General features: G+C 56.3%; 18 protein-coding genes. 4 read left to right on the top strand and 14 right to left on the bottom strand.

Features of this window, described 5'->3' with window-relative positions; all coding sequences use genetic code 11:
- Positions 1 to 355: 355 nt before the first annotated feature.
- Together phoR and phoB are read right to left on the bottom strand one after the other, a co-directional pair.
- Positions 356 to 1651, bottom strand: a complete 1296-nt coding sequence (gene phoR / locus C1N69_RS04700) for a phosphate regulon sensor histidine kinase PhoR (protein WP_047957865.1) — start codon at positions 1649 to 1651, stop codon at positions 356 to 358.
- 21 nt (positions 1652 to 1672) lie between these two features.
- Complete coding sequence (gene phoB, locus C1N69_RS04695) at positions 1673 to 2362, bottom strand: phosphate response regulator transcription factor PhoB (RefSeq protein ID WP_008503265.1); 690 nt, start codon at positions 2360 to 2362, stop codon at positions 1673 to 1675.
- A gap of 187 nt (positions 2363 to 2549) precedes the next feature.
- Here phoB and sbcD point away from each other — a divergent pair, with 187 nt between their 5' ends.
- Positions 2550 to 3755 (top strand): exonuclease subunit SbcD, encoded by a 1206-nt coding sequence (sbcD, locus tag C1N69_RS04690; protein ID WP_104556245.1) that lies wholly within the window; start codon positions 2550 to 2552, stop codon positions 3753 to 3755.
- Positions 3752 to 6883, top strand: a complete 3132-nt coding sequence (sbcC, locus tag C1N69_RS04685; protein WP_155030764.1) for an exonuclease subunit SbcC — start codon at positions 3752 to 3754, stop codon at positions 6881 to 6883. The genes sbcD and sbcC overlap by 4 nt, the downstream gene beginning before the upstream one ends.
- A gap of 98 nt (positions 6884 to 6981) precedes the next feature.
- Here sbcC and mak read toward each other — a convergent pair whose 3' ends face one another.
- The gene (gene mak, locus C1N69_RS04680) at positions 6982 to 7887 is read right to left on the bottom strand and encodes a fructokinase (protein WP_032672414.1); all 906 of its coding nucleotides are present in this window, start codon (positions 7885 to 7887) and stop codon (positions 6982 to 6984) included.
- A 123-nt stretch (positions 7888 to 8010) separates the two neighbouring features.
- Here mak and rdgC point away from each other — a divergent pair, with 123 nt between their 5' ends.
- Positions 8011 to 8925, top strand: coding sequence for a recombination-associated protein RdgC (rdgC, locus tag C1N69_RS04675; RefSeq protein WP_025756213.1), 915 nt, complete (start codon positions 8011 to 8013; stop codon positions 8923 to 8925).
- Between the two features lie 40 nt (positions 8926 to 8965).
- On the opposite strand, the gene ppnP is transcribed toward rdgC, so the two are convergent.
- The 5 genes from ppnP to C1N69_RS04650 all read right to left on the bottom strand — a co-directional run bounded on the left by ppnP (position 8966) and on the right by C1N69_RS04650 (position 11603).
- Positions 8966 to 9253 (bottom strand): pyrimidine/purine nucleoside phosphorylase, encoded by a 288-nt coding sequence (gene ppnP / locus C1N69_RS04670; protein WP_008503270.1) that lies wholly within the window; start codon positions 9251 to 9253, stop codon positions 8966 to 8968.
- A 71-nt stretch (positions 9254 to 9324) separates the two neighbouring features.
- Positions 9325 to 10002, bottom strand: coding sequence for an AroM family protein (locus C1N69_RS04665; RefSeq protein WP_008503271.1), 678 nt, complete (start codon positions 10000 to 10002; stop codon positions 9325 to 9327).
- 237 nt (positions 10003 to 10239) lie between these two features.
- Entirely contained in the window at positions 10240 to 10431 is a 192-nt protein-coding gene (gene yaiA, locus C1N69_RS04660; RefSeq protein ID WP_008503272.1) for a protein YaiA, read from the bottom strand.
- A gap of 44 nt (positions 10432 to 10475) precedes the next feature.
- Positions 10476 to 11000, bottom strand: a complete 525-nt coding sequence (gene aroL / locus C1N69_RS04655) for a shikimate kinase AroL (RefSeq protein WP_094918613.1) — start codon at positions 10998 to 11000, stop codon at positions 10476 to 10478.
- Positions 11001 to 11144: 144 nt separating this feature from the next.
- On the bottom strand, positions 11145 to 11603 hold the full coding sequence (locus C1N69_RS04650; RefSeq protein WP_155030763.1) for a YaiI/YqxD family protein: 459 nt from the start codon (positions 11601 to 11603) through the stop codon (positions 11145 to 11147).
- Positions 11604 to 11700: 97 nt separating this feature from the next.
- Between C1N69_RS04650 and proC the strand changes: the two genes are divergently transcribed.
- The gene (gene proC / locus C1N69_RS04645; RefSeq protein ID WP_025756217.1) at positions 11701 to 12510 is read left to right on the top strand and encodes a pyrroline-5-carboxylate reductase; all 810 of its coding nucleotides are present in this window, start codon (positions 11701 to 11703) and stop codon (positions 12508 to 12510) included.
- Positions 12511 to 12526: 16 nt separating this feature from the next.
- Here proC and adrA read toward each other — a convergent pair whose 3' ends face one another.
- The 6 genes from adrA to C1N69_RS04615 all read right to left on the bottom strand — a co-directional run bounded on the left by adrA (position 12527) and on the right by C1N69_RS04615 (position 18139).
- Positions 12527 to 13630, bottom strand: a complete 1104-nt coding sequence (adrA, locus tag C1N69_RS04640; RefSeq protein ID WP_155030762.1) for a diguanylate cyclase AdrA — start codon at positions 13628 to 13630, stop codon at positions 12527 to 12529.
- A gap of 102 nt (positions 13631 to 13732) precedes the next feature.
- Positions 13733 to 14053 (bottom strand): phosphate starvation-inducible protein PsiF, encoded by a 321-nt coding sequence (gene psiF, locus C1N69_RS04635; protein WP_155030761.1) that lies wholly within the window; start codon positions 14051 to 14053, stop codon positions 13733 to 13735.
- Positions 14054 to 14142: 89 nt separating this feature from the next.
- A complete protein-coding gene (gene phoA, locus C1N69_RS04630; protein WP_155030760.1) occupies positions 14143 to 15558 on the bottom strand; it encodes an alkaline phosphatase in 1416 nt (471 codons plus the stop codon).
- A 99-nt stretch (positions 15559 to 15657) separates the two neighbouring features.
- Positions 15658 to 15918 carry an anti-adapter protein IraP gene (iraP, locus tag C1N69_RS04625; protein WP_045285202.1) on the bottom strand — a complete coding sequence of 87 codons (261 nt, stop codon included), beginning with the start codon at positions 15916 to 15918 and terminating at the stop codon, positions 15658 to 15660.
- Between the two features lie 154 nt (positions 15919 to 16072).
- The gene (locus C1N69_RS04620) at positions 16073 to 17287 is read right to left on the bottom strand and encodes a multidrug efflux MFS transporter (protein ID WP_155030759.1); all 1215 of its coding nucleotides are present in this window, start codon (positions 17285 to 17287) and stop codon (positions 16073 to 16075) included.
- Positions 17288 to 17455: 168 nt separating this feature from the next.
- Complete coding sequence (locus C1N69_RS04615) at positions 17456 to 18139, bottom strand: extensin-like domain-containing protein (RefSeq protein ID WP_155030758.1); 684 nt, start codon at positions 18137 to 18139, stop codon at positions 17456 to 17458.
- Positions 18140 to 18190: the final 51 nt, after the last annotated feature.

Genomic DNA, 18190 nt, shown 5'->3' with positions numbered 1-18190 from the left:
CTGACGGGACGATACAGCCGAAAAATTACTCAATTTCAGCGGGAAATGCTCCCGTCCTGGCGTGGAGAAGAATAGTTTTTCGATTTACCACGCAAATACAGTCGGTCTGACAGTATCTGGGGCGCAATTTAAACGCTTATAACGTTTAAAGGCAAGGAGGGATCGCAAAACCAGAACAATATGCCAGCATGAAAATACGGACCAGAATAATTCGCTAATTTCATGAAAAAGCCATGGCTAATCATGCGAACAAAAAAGCACCAACCGTATAAAATTCATCCGCGTTTCGCCTGACTGCAAAGCAAACGGGCCAGCAGAGGCTGACCCGTGGAAAGGTAAAATGACACACCGACTGTCAGGCGATCTTTTTGGCAATTAATCGTTCCGGGATCACGAAGCTGAAGCGGGTTCCTTTACCCAGCGTGCTCGCAATATCGAGACGGCTTTCGTGGTGATTCACCGCATGTTTAACAATCGCCAGCCCCAGGCCGCTTCCTCCGGTCTGCCGCGAACGTGCTTTATCCACGCGGTAGAAGCGCTCGGTGAGACGCGGAATATGCTCCGGCGCGATACCCGGCCCGTTGTCCTCCACGCTAAATTCGGCTCCCGTCGGGGTATGGTGCCAGCGCACCACGATGTCCGTCCCTTCCGGCGTATGGTTCACCGCGTTATACACCAGGTTTGAAATGGCACTACGCAGTTCATCTTCACTGCCCAGCACCTTTAGCGTGTTGTCGACCTCAAAGGTCAGGTGATGCCTGTTGTGGCTTAAGGTTTGCGCTTCACCCTCCACGACCCGCAGCATCATTGGCACATCGATGGTGTCATTCAGCGCAAGCGTTGGCGCGGCTTCAATCTTCGAGAGCGTCAGCAACTGCTTCACCAGGCCTTCCATCCGGTGCGTTTGCTCGCGCATGGTGTGCAGCGCTTTTTCGCGCGGCGCACCTTCAAGCGTTTGCTCCTGCATCATCTCCAGATAGCCCTGAAGCACGGTCAGCGGAGTCCGCAGTTCATGGCTGACGTTTGCAAAGAAGTTGCGACGCGCCCCCTCCAGCTGGTGCATCTGGGTAACATCGCGCGCCACCATCAGCCACTGCTTGTCGCTGTAGGGCATCACGCGGATTTCCAGATGGCGACCGTTATTGAGCTTCAGATTGTGCGGTCGGGTAAAATCACGCTTTTTCAGGTACAGCGTGAACTCGGGATAGCGCAGAAGGTTGAGGATATTCTGGCCATTATCATCCGGCCAGCGCAGGCCCAACAGCTGTTGCGCCAGACCATTACACCAGAAGATGGTCCCTTCTTCGGTGGTCAGGATGACCGCATCCGGCAGCGATTCCGCACCGCTGCGAAAACGCTTAATCAGGCTTCCCAGCTCGCGGCGGCGCTTTTTATTACGCATCTGCATCTGATGCAGACCGTACAGCAGCGGCTCCCAGCTGCCGCTTCCCGGCGGCGGCGTCATACTGCGGTCAACCCACAGCCACCAGGAGAGGCGCAGCAGGTTCCAGAAATGCCAGATCAGCAGCCCGGTGACCGACGCCAGCAGAAACCACGGCAGGTGTCCAAGAAAGGCCCCCAGAATGAAGGCCGGAATACAACATAAGATCAGTTCAAAGACGAGCCTTTTCCATGACAGACGTTCCAGCACGCGTCACACTCCTGTCATTGTTCAGAAACGGGTAGAAAAACGATAACCCGTGCCGCGGACCGTCTGCACCATGCGATCGTGGCCGCTCAGTTCCAGCGCTTTTCGCAGGCGGCGGATATGTACGTCAACCGTCCGGTCTTCGACATACACGTTAGTTCCCCAGACGTTATTCAGCAACTGCTCGCGGCTGTAAACGCGTTCCGGGTGAGTCATAAAGAAGTGCAGGAGTTTAAATTCGGTAGGCCCCATGTCGAGGGGATTTTCACCGGTCATTACGCGGTGTGAGGTGGGGTCAAGGCTCAGTCCCTGCATCTCGATCACCTCTTCCACCGCCATCGGTGAAATGCGGCGCATCACGGCTTTAATGCGGGCCACCAGCTCTTTCGGTGAAAACGGTTTGGTAATGTAGTCGTCCGCGCCGGTCTCCAGACCGCGCACGCGATCCTCTTCTTCACCGCGCGCCGTCAGCATCACCACCGGGATGTCGCGGGTCAGCGCTTCACGCTTCAGGTGCTTGATAAACTGCAGTCCGGAACCGCCGGGCAACATCCAGTCCAGCAGAATCAGATCGGGCCAGGGTTCATTCAGCTGGTTCACTGCGCTGTCATAATCTTCCGCTTCAACCGGCTGGAAGCCATTTTGCTCGAGCACGAAGCACACCATTTCACGAATTGGAGCTTCATCTTCTACGACCAGAATACGTCTCGCCATACTTTGCCCTGTCTTATCTTATGTACGTTACAAGTTTGTAATTCGGCGCCATTATGCGTCAGATTTATGACAGATTTATGAAAAACAGTACCACGACAATAGCCAAACTGTTGTTTTATTACAGCGGTTATTTTCCCTTCCCTGAAGGTTTATAATCCTGCTTTCTCTTTTTCGCCACGGATCAGCTATGCGCATACTTCACACCTCGGACTGGCATCTGGGTCAAAATTTTTACAGCAAAAGCCGTGCGGCTGAACATGACGCGTTCCTGAACTGGCTGCTGGAAATGGCCCAGGCGCATGAGGTAGATGCGATTATTGTGGCGGGTGACATCTTTGATACCGGCTCTCCTCCCAGCTATGCGCGAGAACTGTATAACCGCTTCGTGGTGAATTTGCAGCAAACCGGCTGTCATCTGGTGATTGTCGCCGGTAACCATGATTCCGTCGCGACGCTCAACGAATCCCGCGACATCCTGGCCTTTCTTAATACCACCGTCGTCGCCAGCGCCGGGCACGCCCCGCAGATCCTGAAAAAACGGGACGGTACACCAGGGGCGGTACTGTGCCCCATCCCGTTTTTACGTCCCCGCGATATCGTGCAAAGCCAGGCTGGGCTGTCAGGCGCGCAAAAACAGCAACATCTTTTACAGGCCATCACTGAGTATTATCACCAGCAGTACGCCGAAGCCTGCGCCCTGCGCGGCGAACAGCCGATTCCGGTGATTGCGACCGGGCATCTCACCACCGTCGGGGCCAGTAAAAGTGACGCCGTTCGTGACATCTATATCGGCACGCTCGACGCCTTTCCGGCGCAAAACTTCCCGCCAGCGGACTACATTGCGCTTGGGCATATCCACCGCGCGCAGGTTATCGGCGGCTGCGAACACATTCGCTACTGCGGCTCCCCCCTTTCACTCAGTTTCGATGAAACGGGTAAAGCCAAATCTGTGCATCTGGTGAGCTTCACCGGGGGCAAACTCAGCACCGTCGAGACGCTGGAGGTGCCGGTCACTCAGCCCCTGGCGGTGCTGAAGGGCGATCTCGATGCCATTACCGCCCAGCTGGAGCAGTGGCGCGGTGTCGAGCAGGATCCTCCCATCTGGCTGGATATCGAAATCACCACCGATGACTACCTGCATGATATGCAGCGGAAAATCCAGGCGTTGACTGAAGATCTGCCGGTTGAAGTCTTACTGGTGCGCCGCAGCCGCGAGCAGCGCGAGAAAATTCTGCTCAGCGCCCGGCGTGAAACCCTCAGCGAACTGAAGGTAGAAGAGGTGTTCGAACGCAGGCTTTCGCAGGAGGAGATAGACGACGCGAAGCGCGCAAGGCTCAGCGAGTTGTTCTCCCATACCCTGCATGCGCTCAAAGATGAGGATGAAAACGCATGAAAATTCTGAGCCTGCGCCTGAAAAATCTCAACTCCCTCAAGGGCGAGTGGAAAATTGACTTTACCGCTGAGCCCTTTGCCAGCAACGGGCTGTTTGCCATTACCGGTGCGACCGGGGCAGGCAAAACCACCCTGCTCGACGCCATCTGCCTGGCGCTTTATCACGAAACCCCACGTCTGAGTAAGGTTTCTCAGGCGCAAAATGACCTGATGACGCGCGACACCGCCGAGTGTCTGGCCGAGGTTGAGTTTGAGGTAAAAGGGACGGCCTATCGCGCTTTCTGGAGCCAGAACCGGGCGCGCAATCAGCCTGACGGCAACCTGCAGGCGCCGCGTGTGGAGCTGGCGCGCTGCGAAGATGGCAAAATCCTGGCCGACAAAGTGACGGATAAGCTGGAGCAAACTGCCGCCCTCACCGGGCTGGATTATGGCCGTTTTACCCGCTCAATGCTGCTCTCTCAGGGACAATTTGCCGCCTTCCTCAATGCCAAACCGGGCGATCGGGCTGAACTGCTGGAAGAGCTGACCGGCACCGAGATCTACGGCCAGATCTCCGCCATGGTCTTTGAGAAACATAAATCCGCCCGCAGTAGGCTTGAAAAGTGTGAGGCGCAGGCGGCGGGCGTCGTGCTGCTGAGCGAAGAGCAACAGCAGCAGTTACAGCAAAGTTTGCAGGCACTTACTGACGAAGAGAAAACCCTGCTGGTACAGCAGCAAAGCCAGCAGAAAAATTTTCAGTGGCTTACGCGCCATGATGAACTGGTGCGCGAGCAGCAGCGTGTCACCGCGATGCAGCAGCAGGCGCAACAGGCGCTGACGGACGCTGCGCCTGAACTGGCCAAACTCCAGCTTGCTCAACCAGCCGCCCAGCTCCGCCCGCTTTGGGAACATCTGCAGGAGCAAACCGTGCGTCTGACGCAAACCCGGCAGCGAATTATCGAAGTAAATACTCGCTTACAATCCAGAACCGCGCTGCGTGCGCGGATCCGCAATACCGCCCTGCGTAACCACGCGCAGCTTCAGACCGAAATGACCGCACTGGCGCAGTGGCTGGCGGAGCACGAACGCTATCGCCTGTTGGGCCAGGAAATTGCCGGCTGGCGCGCGCAATTCAGCCAGCTGACCCGCGATAAAACGCACATCGCCACCCTTGCCGCACGAATGGCTGAGCTACGCCAGAAGCTGGCAGAGATGCCGGAAAATACGCTGACGCTGACCTCCGATGAGGTGAGCGCCGCCATGGAGCAACAGTCCCGGACGCGCCCGCTGCGCCAGCGGCTAACGTCGCTTCATGCGCGCTATCAGCCACTGCAAAAGCGTCTGCTGCAAAATGCGCAAATCCTGCAAAAAGCCCAGGCGGAACAGGCGAAGCTCACTGAAACGCTGACGCTGCGCCGCCAGCAGTACAAAGAGAAAAACCAGCACTATCTCGATTTGAAAGCCCTGTGCGAAACCGAAGCGACAATTAAGAAGCTGGAGCATTACCGTTCTCAACTTGAGGCAGGCAAACCCTGTCCGCTGTGCGGCTCCAGCGAGCATCCTGCCGTGGAGACATACCGCTCGCTTGAACTGACGGATAATCAACGTCGCCGTGATGCCCTGGAAAAAGAGGTCGCCTCGCTTAAAGAGGAAGGCCTGCTGGTGCTGGGACAGGTCAATGCCCTCACTCAGCAGATCCAGCGTGAGACAGACGACGCGCAGACGCTGTCTCAGGAAGAGCAAGCGCTCGCTAAAGAGTGGCAGGAAACCTGCGCGTCCCTGAATGTCGCGTTAACAATACAGGACGATATCGCGCCATGGATGAACGAGCAGGAACACTACGAGCGCCAGCTTTATCAACTCAGTCAGCGTCTGACCCTGCAAAATCAGCTTCATGAGCAGGAAGCGCAGGAGCGGCAGTATCAGCAGCAGCTGACTGTCGCGCGACAGGCGCTGGAGCACACCATGTTCTCATTATCACTTAACGTCCCGGAAGAGGGAGATGAAGCCGCCTGGCTGCAGGCCCGTGAGGCTGAATTCGCCCAGTGGCAGGAGAAGCAAACGCAGCAGGGTGTACTTCAGGAACGAATGAACGCTCTGCAGCCGCTGCTCGACGCGCTGCCGGTAAGCCATGGTGAAGACACTGAAGCGACTATTCCGGATGACTGGCGCGCCATCCACGACGAGTGCGTGTCGCTGCAAAGCCAGCTTAGTGCACAGCAGCAGCAGGAAGCGCTGGAGCAAGCGCGCCTGCAGCAGTCGCAGACGCAATTCACCGCAGCGCTCTCCACAAGCTGCTTTGCCGACCAGGATGCGTTTCTTGCTGCGCTGCTGGACGAAGCCACGCTTCGTCACCTCGAACAACTTAAACAGACGCTGGAAAACCAGATCCAGCAGGCCGCGGCGCTGTGCGGGCAAGCTAACCAGCAGCTGCAGTCTCATCTGGCGCTGCGGCCGGAAGGGCTCGATGCTGACGCGCCCACGCTGCAAACCCAGCTGCAGCAGCTGGCGCAACAGCTTCGGGAGAACACCACCCATCAGGGCGAGATCCGCCAACAGCTTAAGCAGGACAGCGACAACCGGCAGCATCAGCTGGCATTGATGCAGCAAATTGAAGAGGCTGCGCGTCTGGCAGACGACTGGGGGTATCTCAACGCGCTTATCGGCTCCAGTACCGGCGACAAATTCCGTAAGTTTGCGCAGGGGCTGACGCTGGACAATCTGGTCTGGCTCGCCAACCAGCAGCTTAACCGCCTGCACGGGCGCTACCTGCTGCAGCGCAAGGCCAGCGACGCGCTGGAGCTGGAAGTGGTCGACACCTGGCAGGCGGATGCGGTGCGCGATACCCGTACCCTCTCCGGCGGCGAGAGCTTCCTGGTTAGTCTGGCGCTGGCGCTGGCGCTTTCCGATCTGGTGAGTCACAAAACACGGATCGATTCGCTGTTCCTGGATGAAGGGTTTGGCACGCTCGACAGCGAAACGCTGGATACCGCGCTGGATGCGCTTGATGCGCTGAACGCCACCGGGAAAACCATCGGCGTGATCAGCCATGTTGAGGCGATGAAAGAGCGTATTCCGGTGCAGATCAAGGTGAAGAAGATTAACGGGCTGGGGTATAGCAGGCTGGATAAGGTGTTTGCGGTGGAATAAATGGTGGGATGGTGCGGTCTGGTGCCCTCACCCTGGCCCTCTCCCACAGGGAGAGGGTACAAACATTAAAAACGGCAACTTGCGTTGCCGTTTTGCGTTCATTCCGGCCACAGCCACGCCGCGCCGCGCACGCCGCTGGAGTCACCGTGGACAGCTTTGCGGATAGGGGTTTCACACTCGCCACCAAAGACCCACTGCTTCACCAGCGTCGGTACCGTGGCATACAGCCGGTCGACGTTGCTCATGCCGCCGCCCAGCACAATCACGTCCGGATCGAGAATATTCACCACATGCGCCAGAGATTTCGCCAGACGCATTTCGTAGCGGCTCAGGGCCAGCTCCGCCACCGGATCCTGCTCCTCGACCAGACGCATGATCTCGTTGCCCTTGAGCGGCTGACCACTCAGACGATGGTAGTCGGTCGCAAAACCGGTGCCGGAGATAAACGTCTCAATACAGCCCTGTTTTCCGCAGTAGCACGGGACTTCAGTGCGGTATTTGAGTTCGTCTTCATCCATCCACGGTAACGGGTTATGCCCCCATTCGCCCGCGGTGCCGTTACCGCCGATATGGGCGCGACCGCCAAAGGCCACGCCCGCGCCGCAGCCGGTACCAATAATGACGGCAAACACGGTCTGGGCGCCGGCTGCCGCGCCGTCGATGGCCTCAGAGACCGCCAGACAGTTAGCGTCGTTAGCCAGACGCACTTCACGGTTGAGGCGCGCGCTTAAATCTTTATCAAATGGCTGGCCGTTGAGCCAGGTCGAGTTGGCGTTTTTTACCACCCCGGTATACGGTGAGATCGACCCTGGGATCCCCATCCCGACGCTGCCGGTTTGCCCTGTCGCCTGCTCTGCCATCCCGACCAGCGTGGCAATCGTCTCGATAGTCTGGTGATAATCATCGCGCGGCGTCGGCAAACGGTGGCGGAACAGCTGCTCGCCCTGCTCGCTCAGCGCGATGACTTCGGTTTTGGTGCCGCCCAAATCAATCCCAATACGCACAAGACTCTCCTCATTATTTTGATTATCAACAGAGTAGAAGCACGCTTCCCGATTAGCAATGCAAGCGATGCGACAATTCGTTATCATGCCCGCTGATTTAACGACAAGGCCGTGGAAATTATCATGCTGTGGTTCAAAAATTTGATGGTTTACCGTCTCAGCCGCGACGTTTCGCTGCGTGCAGAAGAGATGGAAAAACAGTTAGCCGCTTATACCTTTTCCCCTTGCGGTAGCCAGGATATGGCAAAAACCGGCTGGGTTCCGCCAATGGGTTCACAGAGCGATGCATTGACCCACGCCAGCAGCACGGGTCAAATCATCGTCTGCGCCCGTAAAGAAGAGAAAATTCTGCCCACGCCGGTGGTGAAGCAGGCGCTCGAAGCGAAAATTTTCAAGCTGGAAGCCGAGCAGGGCCGAAAACTGAAAAAAACCGAAAAAGATTCGCTGAAAGACGAAGTTCTGCACTCACTGCTGCCGCGCGCCTTCAGCCGCTTCAGCCAGACCATGATGTGGATCGATACCGTTAACGGGCTGATCATGGTGGACTGCGCCAGCGCGAAAAAAGCGGAAGATACGCTGGCCCTGCTGCGTAAAAGTATCGGCTCTTTACCGGTGGTTCCGCTGGCACTGGAAACGCCAATTGAGCTAACGTTGACCGAATGGGTACGCAGCGGTGCGGCGGCGCAGGGATTCCAGATCCTTGATGAAGCCGAGCTGAAAGCTCTGCTGGAAGATGGCGGCGTGATCCGTGCGAAAAAGCAGGATCTGGTGAGCGACGAGATCGCCGTACATATCGAAGCGGGCAAAGTGGTGACAAAACTGGCGCTCGACTGGCAGCAGCGTATTCAGTTTGTGATGTGCGACGATGGTTCCATCAAGCGTCTGAAGTTCTGCGATGAGTTGCGCGATCAGAACGAAGATATCGACAGGGAAGATTACGCCCAGCGCTTTGACGCGGACTTCATCCTGATGACCGGCGAGCTGGCCGCGTTGATTCAGAATCTGGTGGAAGGCCTCGGCGGCGAAGCGCAGAGATAATTCCACCTAACCCTCTCCCCATGGGGGAGAGGGAATAAAATCATTTCAGGTAGCGGCACAAATAAGAGGTCGGTTCAGCGACCTGCAGATGGAACTCACTGTGACCAGGCACGTTGAAAACCTGTCCGGCAGCGTAAACTTTCCATTCCGTTTCACCCGGCAGTAAGACGTTCAGCGCCCCGCTGACCACCGTCATCTCTTCCGCTTCCGCCGTGCCGAAGGTGTACTCCCCTTCCGCCATCACGCCAACACTGGCGCGGCCAGTACTGCTGCTGGTAAAACCAATGGATTTCACTTTACCGGAAAAGTATTCGTTACTCTGAAGCATGAACTGGCCCTTATATTTTTAGATAAAAATTCACTATAGGGGCCATGCTCATCACCTGTCACGCAAAATCATTACATCAAAAGCTCCGAGGCCAGGCGAGCCATCAGAACGTTGGATAACAGCACGGGCACATCCAGCGCTTTTTGCAGTAAATCACGGTGGTGCTGGTGGAAACCCAGGCAATCCAGGATCAAGACATCGGCCCCTCTTTCGAGCAGCTCCTTCCCGGCAGCAATGAGTTTGGCCTCACTGTCCCAGAACGGATTAGCCAGTGCGTATAAGGGCACTTTTTCAAGTACGTGCCATTTTGCTTCCTGATTGTCCATAAGCTCCTCGATGGGGACAATCACCCCCACCTGATGACCATCAACAATCGAGGCCACCAGCGGCGGTATGATCCGCATCGGCTCCAGCAAAATCGCATTGCGCGCCGTGAGTCCCTTAATGGGTGCGGTACTCATCAGCAAAATCACGTCATAACCCTGATTATCGAGCACTTCTATCACGCCCTGTAGCGATCGCTCGATCTTCTGGCGGGAAACATGCGCCAGTTTACCGTCACTTAATAACGTCGCCAGGGGATCCTCCCCCGCCTCTACAGCGTAGTCTTCCATGACCTCTTCCCGACTCATCTTGCCCAGCAGGCTGAGATGCGTTATCTGTTGTTCAGATACATGCTCGGTTAAGAGCGGTAACACTTCGCTTACAGGGACCACACCAATGGTGAGGATCGCCAACGTTGCCTTCATCTTTATCGCCTTCCATTACTCCAACATCGTGCACACAGGTACAGGCTCACTACGCTGCACAGTTCGTTTTTTCAACAAAACAGCACCAAGCGTAGCAGGTGATCCCGACATCGAAATGTAAAGATCGCCTGCCGATACCGGAGTTACTTGTAATAACTAAATATTAACTCCTGCTTAACTTTCCCGATGAGTAAAAAGTGTGATTCAGGCACGATTCTGGAGCGTTTAGGAAAACGTTCAGGTTATGTCGGGATCTTCGTAGCGCCGTTTCGCATCCAGCGCTTCCTGTTCAGTTTCGTGTTCACTGATCAGCGAGTCCGGTTTGGGGTGATCGGCACGCAGTTGATACCAGGTCACGGTATGACCCGTCTGGCCTTTTTCAACGGTAACAATGCGCGCTTCACGCGGATAGGGAGGTCTGGTTGGCATAGCTCATCCTTCTATTATGTCTGAGCTATAAGTATAGACGCCGCTTAGCTGGCACACGCCAATCGCAGGGCGGTAATAATCTGAATCACAACGTCTTCGGGCGCCGCTGACGCATCCACGATGTGATGAGCCGCTTCGCGGTACAGGGCATCGCGTTCGGCCAGCACTTCACTCACCTCTTCGTTGAGCGGTCTGGCGGTCAGCGCCGGGCGTTGCCCCTCTTCCGGAAACGCCTCCAGACGCCCGACCAGAGCCGACACCGGCGCGCTGAGATAGATAACAATCCCCTTTTCGCGCATAAAGCGACGATTACACTCTGCCAGAACAATGCCTCCGCCGGTCGCAATCACCGCTGATGGCGTGGTGACTGCTTTCAGCGCGGCCGTTTCGCGTGCGCGAAAACTCTCCCACCCTTCCTGCTCAACAATGTCGGCGATGGTTTTACCGGCCTCGGTTTGCAGCCAGTGGTCGGTATCCACAAACTGGCGATGACACACGCGTGCCAGCTCCAGACCAACGGTGGTTTTCCCACAGCCGCGGGGGCCAACTAAAAAGATGGGTTGGGTCATAACCAGGTGTTCCCCTTGATGCCGGATGGCTGAAGAGTGTAAAGAAATAATTGCAGAAGATGTTGCGATTACTTTACTGCAAAGCGGTACGGGATGACAACCCTGTGGAGGTCACACTGTACCACAAATTGACAATAATTATCATTACGCAGTGCGGCGCTTCACTTCCAGCAGCCATTTATCCAGTTCGGCAGCGAACTGCTGGCGATCGCGCTGTGACAGGCTGTCCGGTCCGCCGGTCTGGACGCCGCTGGCCCGCATTGTCTCCATAAAATCGCGCATCGTGAGCTTTTCCCGAATGGTCGATGGCGAGTAACGTTCGCTGCGCGGATTGAGCGCCGCCGCCCCTTTCTCCAGCACTTCAGCGGCGAGTGGGATATCCGCCGTGATCACCAGATCTTCCGCACTACACAGGCGCACAATTTCGTTATCCGCCACGTCGAACCCGGCCGGAACGCGCAAAGAACGGATGAACCGCGAAGGCGGTACGCGAATATTCTGGTTCGCCACCAGCGTCATCGGCATCTGAACGCGCTCGGCAGCGCGAAACAAAATCTCTTTAATCACATTCGGACACGCGTCCGCATCAACCCAAATCGCCATATTGTCTCCCCATAATGACTCTGCCGACTATTGTCGCCTGCATTTCGTTGTTAAGCTATCAATCAGAGAAAACAACGCATAATGACGGAGGATCGTGATGGACAAGAAAATCGGGTTTATCGGCTGCGGTAACATGGGCAAAGCCATTCTGGGCGGCCTGATCGCCAGCGGGCAGGTGCTGCCGGGTCAGATTTGGGTCTATACCCCGTCACCGGACAAGGTCGCCGCGCTGCGCGATCAATACGGGATCAATGCCGCCGAAAGCGCGCAGGAAGTGGCCCAGGTCGCCGATATCGTCTTTGGTGCCGTTAAGCCGAACATCATGATCAAAGTGCTGAGCGACATCACCTCCAGCCTGAATAAAGAGACGCTGGTGGTGTCGATTGCCGCTGGCATCACGCTCGATCAGCTGGCGCGCGCGCTGGGCCACGACCGCAAAATCGTCCGCGCGATGCCCAATACCCCTTCACTGGTGAACGCCGGCATGACCTCCGTCACGCCAAACGCCCTGGTGACCTCAGAGGAAGTGGCCGATGTGCTGAACATCTTCCGCTGCTTCGGTGAGGCGGAAGTGATTGCCGAACCGATGATCCACCCGGTGGTCGGCGTGAGTGGTTCTGCCCCTGCGTATGTCTTTATGTTTTTAGAAGCGATGGCCGACGCCGCGGTGCTTGGCGGTATGCCGCGCGCGCAGGCGTATAAGTTCGCCGCCCAGGCCGTCATGGGCTCCGCCAAAATGGTGCTGGAGACCGGCAAACACCCTGGTGAACTGAAAGATATGGTCTGCTCTCCGGGCGGTACCACCATCGAAGCGGTGCGGGTGCTGGAAGAGCGCGGGTTCCGCTCGGCGGTCATTGAAGCGATGGCAAAATGCATGGAAAAATCAGAGAAGCTGAGTAAATCCTGATGACCTCCGCCGGGCGTCAGGCAGCCACTTCGGTGCGGCTGCGCCCGGCATTTTTCGCCCTGTACAACGCGACGTCAGCCGCCTTCAGCCATTCCCGATAATGTCCAAACTGCGGCCCCCAGGGGGCAACGCCTACGCTTATGCGCAGCGCTTCTTTTGGCGCGCACGGTAACGACAGTTTTTCCAGCCGCTCGTGTACCCGGGACATGACGGCGATGGCGCTTTCCGCCGCGGTCTGCGACATAATCACCGCAAACTCATCCCCGCCAAAGCGGCCGATAGCATCCCCTGCCCGCACCGACATCTGCAGCTGGCGCGTAATGGCAATGATCGCCTCATCGCCCACATCGTGCCCCCAGGTGTCGTTGATATTCTTGAAATGGTCGATATCGATCAGCAGTATCGTGGCGGTGCAGTGGTTGCGACGGCACTGCTCAAATTCATTTCGCAGCAGCATTTCCCAGTGCCGACGATTAAAGACCCCGGTCATGCCGTCGCGGGTACTCATCATTTCCAGCCGCCGTTTATGCTCTGCAAGCCTGACGGCGGTGCGGTGGCTGAGCCAGGCAAACAGCATGGGATAAAGCACAAGTACGGGAAGCGTTAACCCCCACTCCACCGGATCGGGAGTGAAGAAAACTGTCCGTCCGGCCAGCGGCAGCGTCACCAGCGCGGCGAGCAGTGTCAGGAAGATCCCCGGAACAAACAAACGACAGCCGCCAGAGCCCATCATATTCATCCCCACCATCATCACCAGCGCGGCGGTGGGCAACGTATTCATCCCCATCAGACCAATCCAGACCCCTGCGATAATGGCATCGATCTTCAGATTGAAGATTTCCTGCTGATGCGGTGAAGCGGCACGGCAGGAAAGCTGCCAGGCGAAATGGGGCCAGACGAAGGACCACCCCACCAGTAACAGCCACCAGCCGCCGGGTAAAAAATGGGTGACCAGCATTCCGGCAATGGGAAAAAACATGACTGCCAGCCCGACAGCGCGCGCCAGCCGAACCCGCCGGGCAAACTGAATGCCGGCTCGGTGAGGGTCATCCTGAGAAAGGGTTAAATTCCACTCTTCCCGAATGCGCTTTTTGTTGTAATACGTTTCATCATTCATCATTTTTGGGAATATTCTGAAACATTTTCCCAAATTATAGAGAGGGGGTCTGCGGGGAAAGTATGAAATTTCGGGTGAGCCGCCGGAGCCGCTCACCCGTTAGAACTACACTTTTTTCTTCAGACAGGCACTCATAAACTTGCTGCGGTCGTCCCCTTGCAGGGACTGCTCGGTTGCCTTCGCATTACACTCGCGCATTTTTTGCTGCTGCGGCGTCAGGCTTTTTTCATCAGGCTTCGAAGCACCGTTTTTGAGGCAGTCGCTCATATAGGTCTTACGGGCATCCCCCTTCAGACTTTGTGACGTCGCCTGTTGATTACAGGTGGTCATACGCTGTTGTTGCGGCGTTAACGTTTTCTCTTCCGCGTTCGCTGATGTGACCAGGAACAGACCAGAAAGCAGAGTGACCAGTAATGTTGTTTTCATTGCACCATCCTTTTGTGAACATTCCCTGTAAGTCTGGTTCGTGACAGGAAAAAAACCACCCGGCAGATGTGATTTCCGCCGGGCTTTTATCATTTAAGACCCAGCGCCGCCTTCATGGTGTAGAACAGATCCGTCTGATCGGTCAGCCCTACCACGTTGGCCGCATGTGGGCCGTAGGCGGCAATGCGCAGCTGGGTGCCCGTGTGCTCCATGGACTCTTCTTCCGAGTTGCCATAGCTCAGCACCATGACGGCACCATCTTTGGTGTTCAGCGCCTGCGTCAGGCCCGGGGCTTTGGTATCCGCCGGAATGATCTGGCTGGCGTGCGCATGGTCCGCGGTGACGATCACCAGGGTGTTACCCTCTTTTTTCGCGAACGCGAGCGCCTTCTGCACCGCTTCGTCCAGATCGACCGTTTCGCCAATCTGGCCGCACGGATTGGCCGCGTGGTCCTGCTTATCGATCGACGCGCCCTCTACCTGCAGGAAGAATCCTTTTTCGCTCTTGCTCAGCAGCGAGATCGCTTTATCGGTCATCGCCGCCAGCGTCGGTACGCTGTCAGTACGTTTCGGGTTAGGCGTACAGGTCACGGCAGGCTTATCGATATTGCCGTGATAAGAGGCTTTGGGCCCTTCCCAGCGCACGGGCATGTTGCCGTCGGAGAAAAGCCCCAGCAGCGGTTTGTCCTGGTTTGCCTCGGTTATCGCCGCCAGAGAGCGGGCATCGCTCACCAGCTGATAGCCGCGAGCCTGTGCCTGCTCGCGCAGCGTTTTGCCCTGCCACTCGCCCGCCGTCGCGGTCTCCGCGAAGGTTTTCGCGCCGCCGCCCAGGGTGACGTCAGGACGCGCATTCAGCAGCTGTTCCGTAATGGAACCCTTGCCGCCTTTTTCCAGCGCGTTCGTGGAGCATTTTTCGCTGGTCACTGACGGGCCATAGCATTTACGGGAGGTTACGTGGGCCACCAGCGCCGCAGGTGTTGCGTCCTGAAGCTCAGCGGTGGAGACGTTGCCGGTTGCCAGCCCTGCTGCTTTTGCCATCTCCAGTATCGTTTGATGATCTTTTTCGTGAATATCGACACCCAGCGCGCCATTATAGGTTTTCACGCCCGTGGACCACGCCGTGGCCGAGGCCGCCGAATCGGTTACGTAATCCGGTTTACCGGTTTTTTTATCCAGCGAATAATGGGTATATTGTCCGGTCAGGGGTAATGCGTCGATACCTTTAAAAAAGCCGCCCGCACCTTCAGCATAATTTCGCGCCGCCGTGATTTCGGAATCACCCATTCCATCGCCGATAAGCAGAATAATATTTTTCGCGGGTTTTTCATTAAGCGAAGCGCGAATAGCGGCGGTTTGATCTTCCGACAATCGGCGCGCGCCGCCAGGCTGGGTCATATCCCCTTTTGCTGCACGATTATCCAGCACGTGAGTCTGGTGGGTGTCAGCATAAATGGCAGGGGTAAATAACAGGGGAAGTAATGCAATGAAAAGTGCGCTCTGTTTCAATTTATTTTCTCCATGTACAAATACATAAAAATAAAAACAGAGCGACTATAGGCATCCTGCATGACAATTCTATGACACGTCGTTACGTCCTGTGACGGTTTAGCTGCGCGGATGCCTTAACAGCTTCTTTACGTACTGATGAAGCATCTCTGCATCCTCAACCGGCACCTGCGATTCAGGCCTGACGCTCTCCAGCGCACCTTCCACGCTCTCAATCAACGCCTGTTGCTCGCTTTTCGCCATCTGTCGCAGCAGCGCGGTAACCACAATTTCCAGTGCTTCGACCTGGGCGACCAGCTCTTTTGATTCCTCTTCCTTTTGTGCAAGCTTGACCAGCAATTCCGCAATCAGATTTTTCATCGTGCTATTTCCTTATCAGTTTTGTCTGAAGTTAGCATTCTGAATCGGTTATGCAAAGAGAAGATATTTATTATGGTATGCAAAAGTGATGTGGGCATAAAATTAAATGCCCATCACGACCAGCGAAACGTTTTTCTATTAAAAAGCGATACGGTTATCTCGCCGATTTCGCCTCCGCCATTTGTCTGCGGCGGTGCAGCGCAATTGCCAGCTGGATAATATTGATTAAAACAACCATCGCCGTGGCGGCAAATACCCAACGAAAACCCGCCATCGCCGAAACAGATGCGCCAATAAGCGGACCGGCAACATTCCCCAGATACATAAATGACTGGTTATATCCAAAAATACGCCCGGTCACCTGGTCGCTGGAATATTTGACCAGCAAGGTCTGTACCGCAGGCAACATGGCACCATCGGCAAAACCGAGCAGAAAACGCAGGACGCCCAGCTGTAGCGGAGAGGTGACAAACGACATGGCGAAAAAGAGCACCACCGCAAAGCAAAGCGTCGCCATCAGAATGCGCGCTGTGCCGATCCGGTCACCCAGTTTTCCAAGACGCGGCGCGGAAATCAGCGCCGATACCCCCGGCACGGCGGCAATCATCCCGCTGAGAAACGCAATATTGTTGCTGTCTGGCTCCATCGATTTAATAAACAGCGCCAGAATCGGCCCCACTGAACCGTTACAGAGCTGGATAACCATGGTGGTCACAAACAGGCTGATCATCAGCCCCGGATAAGGCAGCGAGGCGAACACGGCCTTACCGCTCAGGCGTTCAGACTTGCTGATAACCGGGCGGCCGCCCTCTTTGATAAGAAAGAGCGTCACCAGAAAACTGATCACCAGCAGAACCGCAGTGATGATAAATACCGCGCGCAGCCCGACGTGGTCCGCCAGAAAGCCTCCCAGCAGCGGGCCACCGATAACGCCGCTTATCTGCGCCGTGGAGAGCGTACTCAGCGCCCAGCCGCTCCGCTCACGCGGGACCTGAGAGGCGACCAGGGCCATGGCATTAGGAATATACCCGGAAGTCAGTCCCATCACCGCCCGCAGGAAGAACAGCTGCCAGACGTTGGTGGCAAAGGCCTGCAGCAGAATGGCGATCGCCATCCCGAGCGAAGCGCGCAGCAGCATCAGCTTCCGGCCCTTCCGGTCGGCCAGGCTGCCCCACATCGGCGACACAATCGCGGACACCAGAAACGTGACGCTGAAGGTCAGACCGGACCACATGGAAAGCGCTTCATGCGAGGTCACCCCCAGCTGTGAAACGTACAGTGGCAGGAACGGCAAGATCTGGCTGATGGCAAGCCCGGTAAAGAAGCAACCGAACCAGACCGAGATGAGATTAACTTTCCAGGATTCCATAAAGAAACAGTCTTCATTTTTAGGCGAATTCGCCGCCAGATTAGCAAGTTACGCGTGTTGACGTCGCACCAGAGATGCGGCCCGACAGACTTTGGTGTTTTATCTTCCCAGTCATCATATTTGTGAAATAAGTCACAATTCATCCATTTTCTGGCGGAATATTATGCTTCAGCGGCAGAGCCCGAAACCGTGCATCCCCAGATGAAAGTGGTTGGCATGCGCCGCGTTATACTCCGGTCCCAGGCCGTTCCCGTAATAACCACAGCTCGCCGCCAGCATAGCCTTTAGCCATGGTTGCGTTTTTGCTCCCTTCCAGCCGTTCAGGACCGTGACGCGCTCTCCGTTTGCCAGCCGAAACGCGGCGATATCCAGCGCCTCCGCCGTGGCATGTTCACTGCGTCGCGCGTCAGGGCGGTGATAAATATTGCGGCAGGCAAAGCTGCCGAGGTGATCGATGCGCGTCAGGTCACTGCCCATAAAGCGTTTTGTCAGTGGCCGGGCCTGCTGGTGGATATAGAGCGCTGAGCCGAGCGCCAGCGGACAGCTGGCAAGGAAACTGCTGTTCAGGCTGACCGGGCCGAAATCGCGCACGCGCACGACGTTGTTAAGCGGGCACGCTCCGCCGCTGTCCGCCACCGGCTGGGAGCGGATTAGCGCGCGTTGGTTAGCCTGGGACAGCAGACTCAGGCATGCCTCGGGGGTTAAACGCCGCAGCTTATACTGGGTGATTCGGCCGGGTGGGTCGTCAAGCGTCAGCGGTATGAAAGGGTTGTAGTAAGGCGGCAACCAGTGGTAACCCACCGTTGCGACTGCGATAAGAATCAAAACGGTCAGCAGCGTTTTTCCTTTCACTCTCCCCCCTCAACATTCCCCAAAACATTATGGCAGAAGGTCGCGAAACCC

This window comes from Enterobacter sichuanensis, from assembly GCF_009036245.1.
Taxonomy (GTDB): Bacteria; Pseudomonadota; Gammaproteobacteria; order Enterobacterales; family Enterobacteriaceae; genus Enterobacter; species Enterobacter sichuanensis.
The sequence above is the reverse complement of the archived record's forward strand: the minus strand, read 5'-3'. Positions and strand labels throughout refer to the sequence as shown.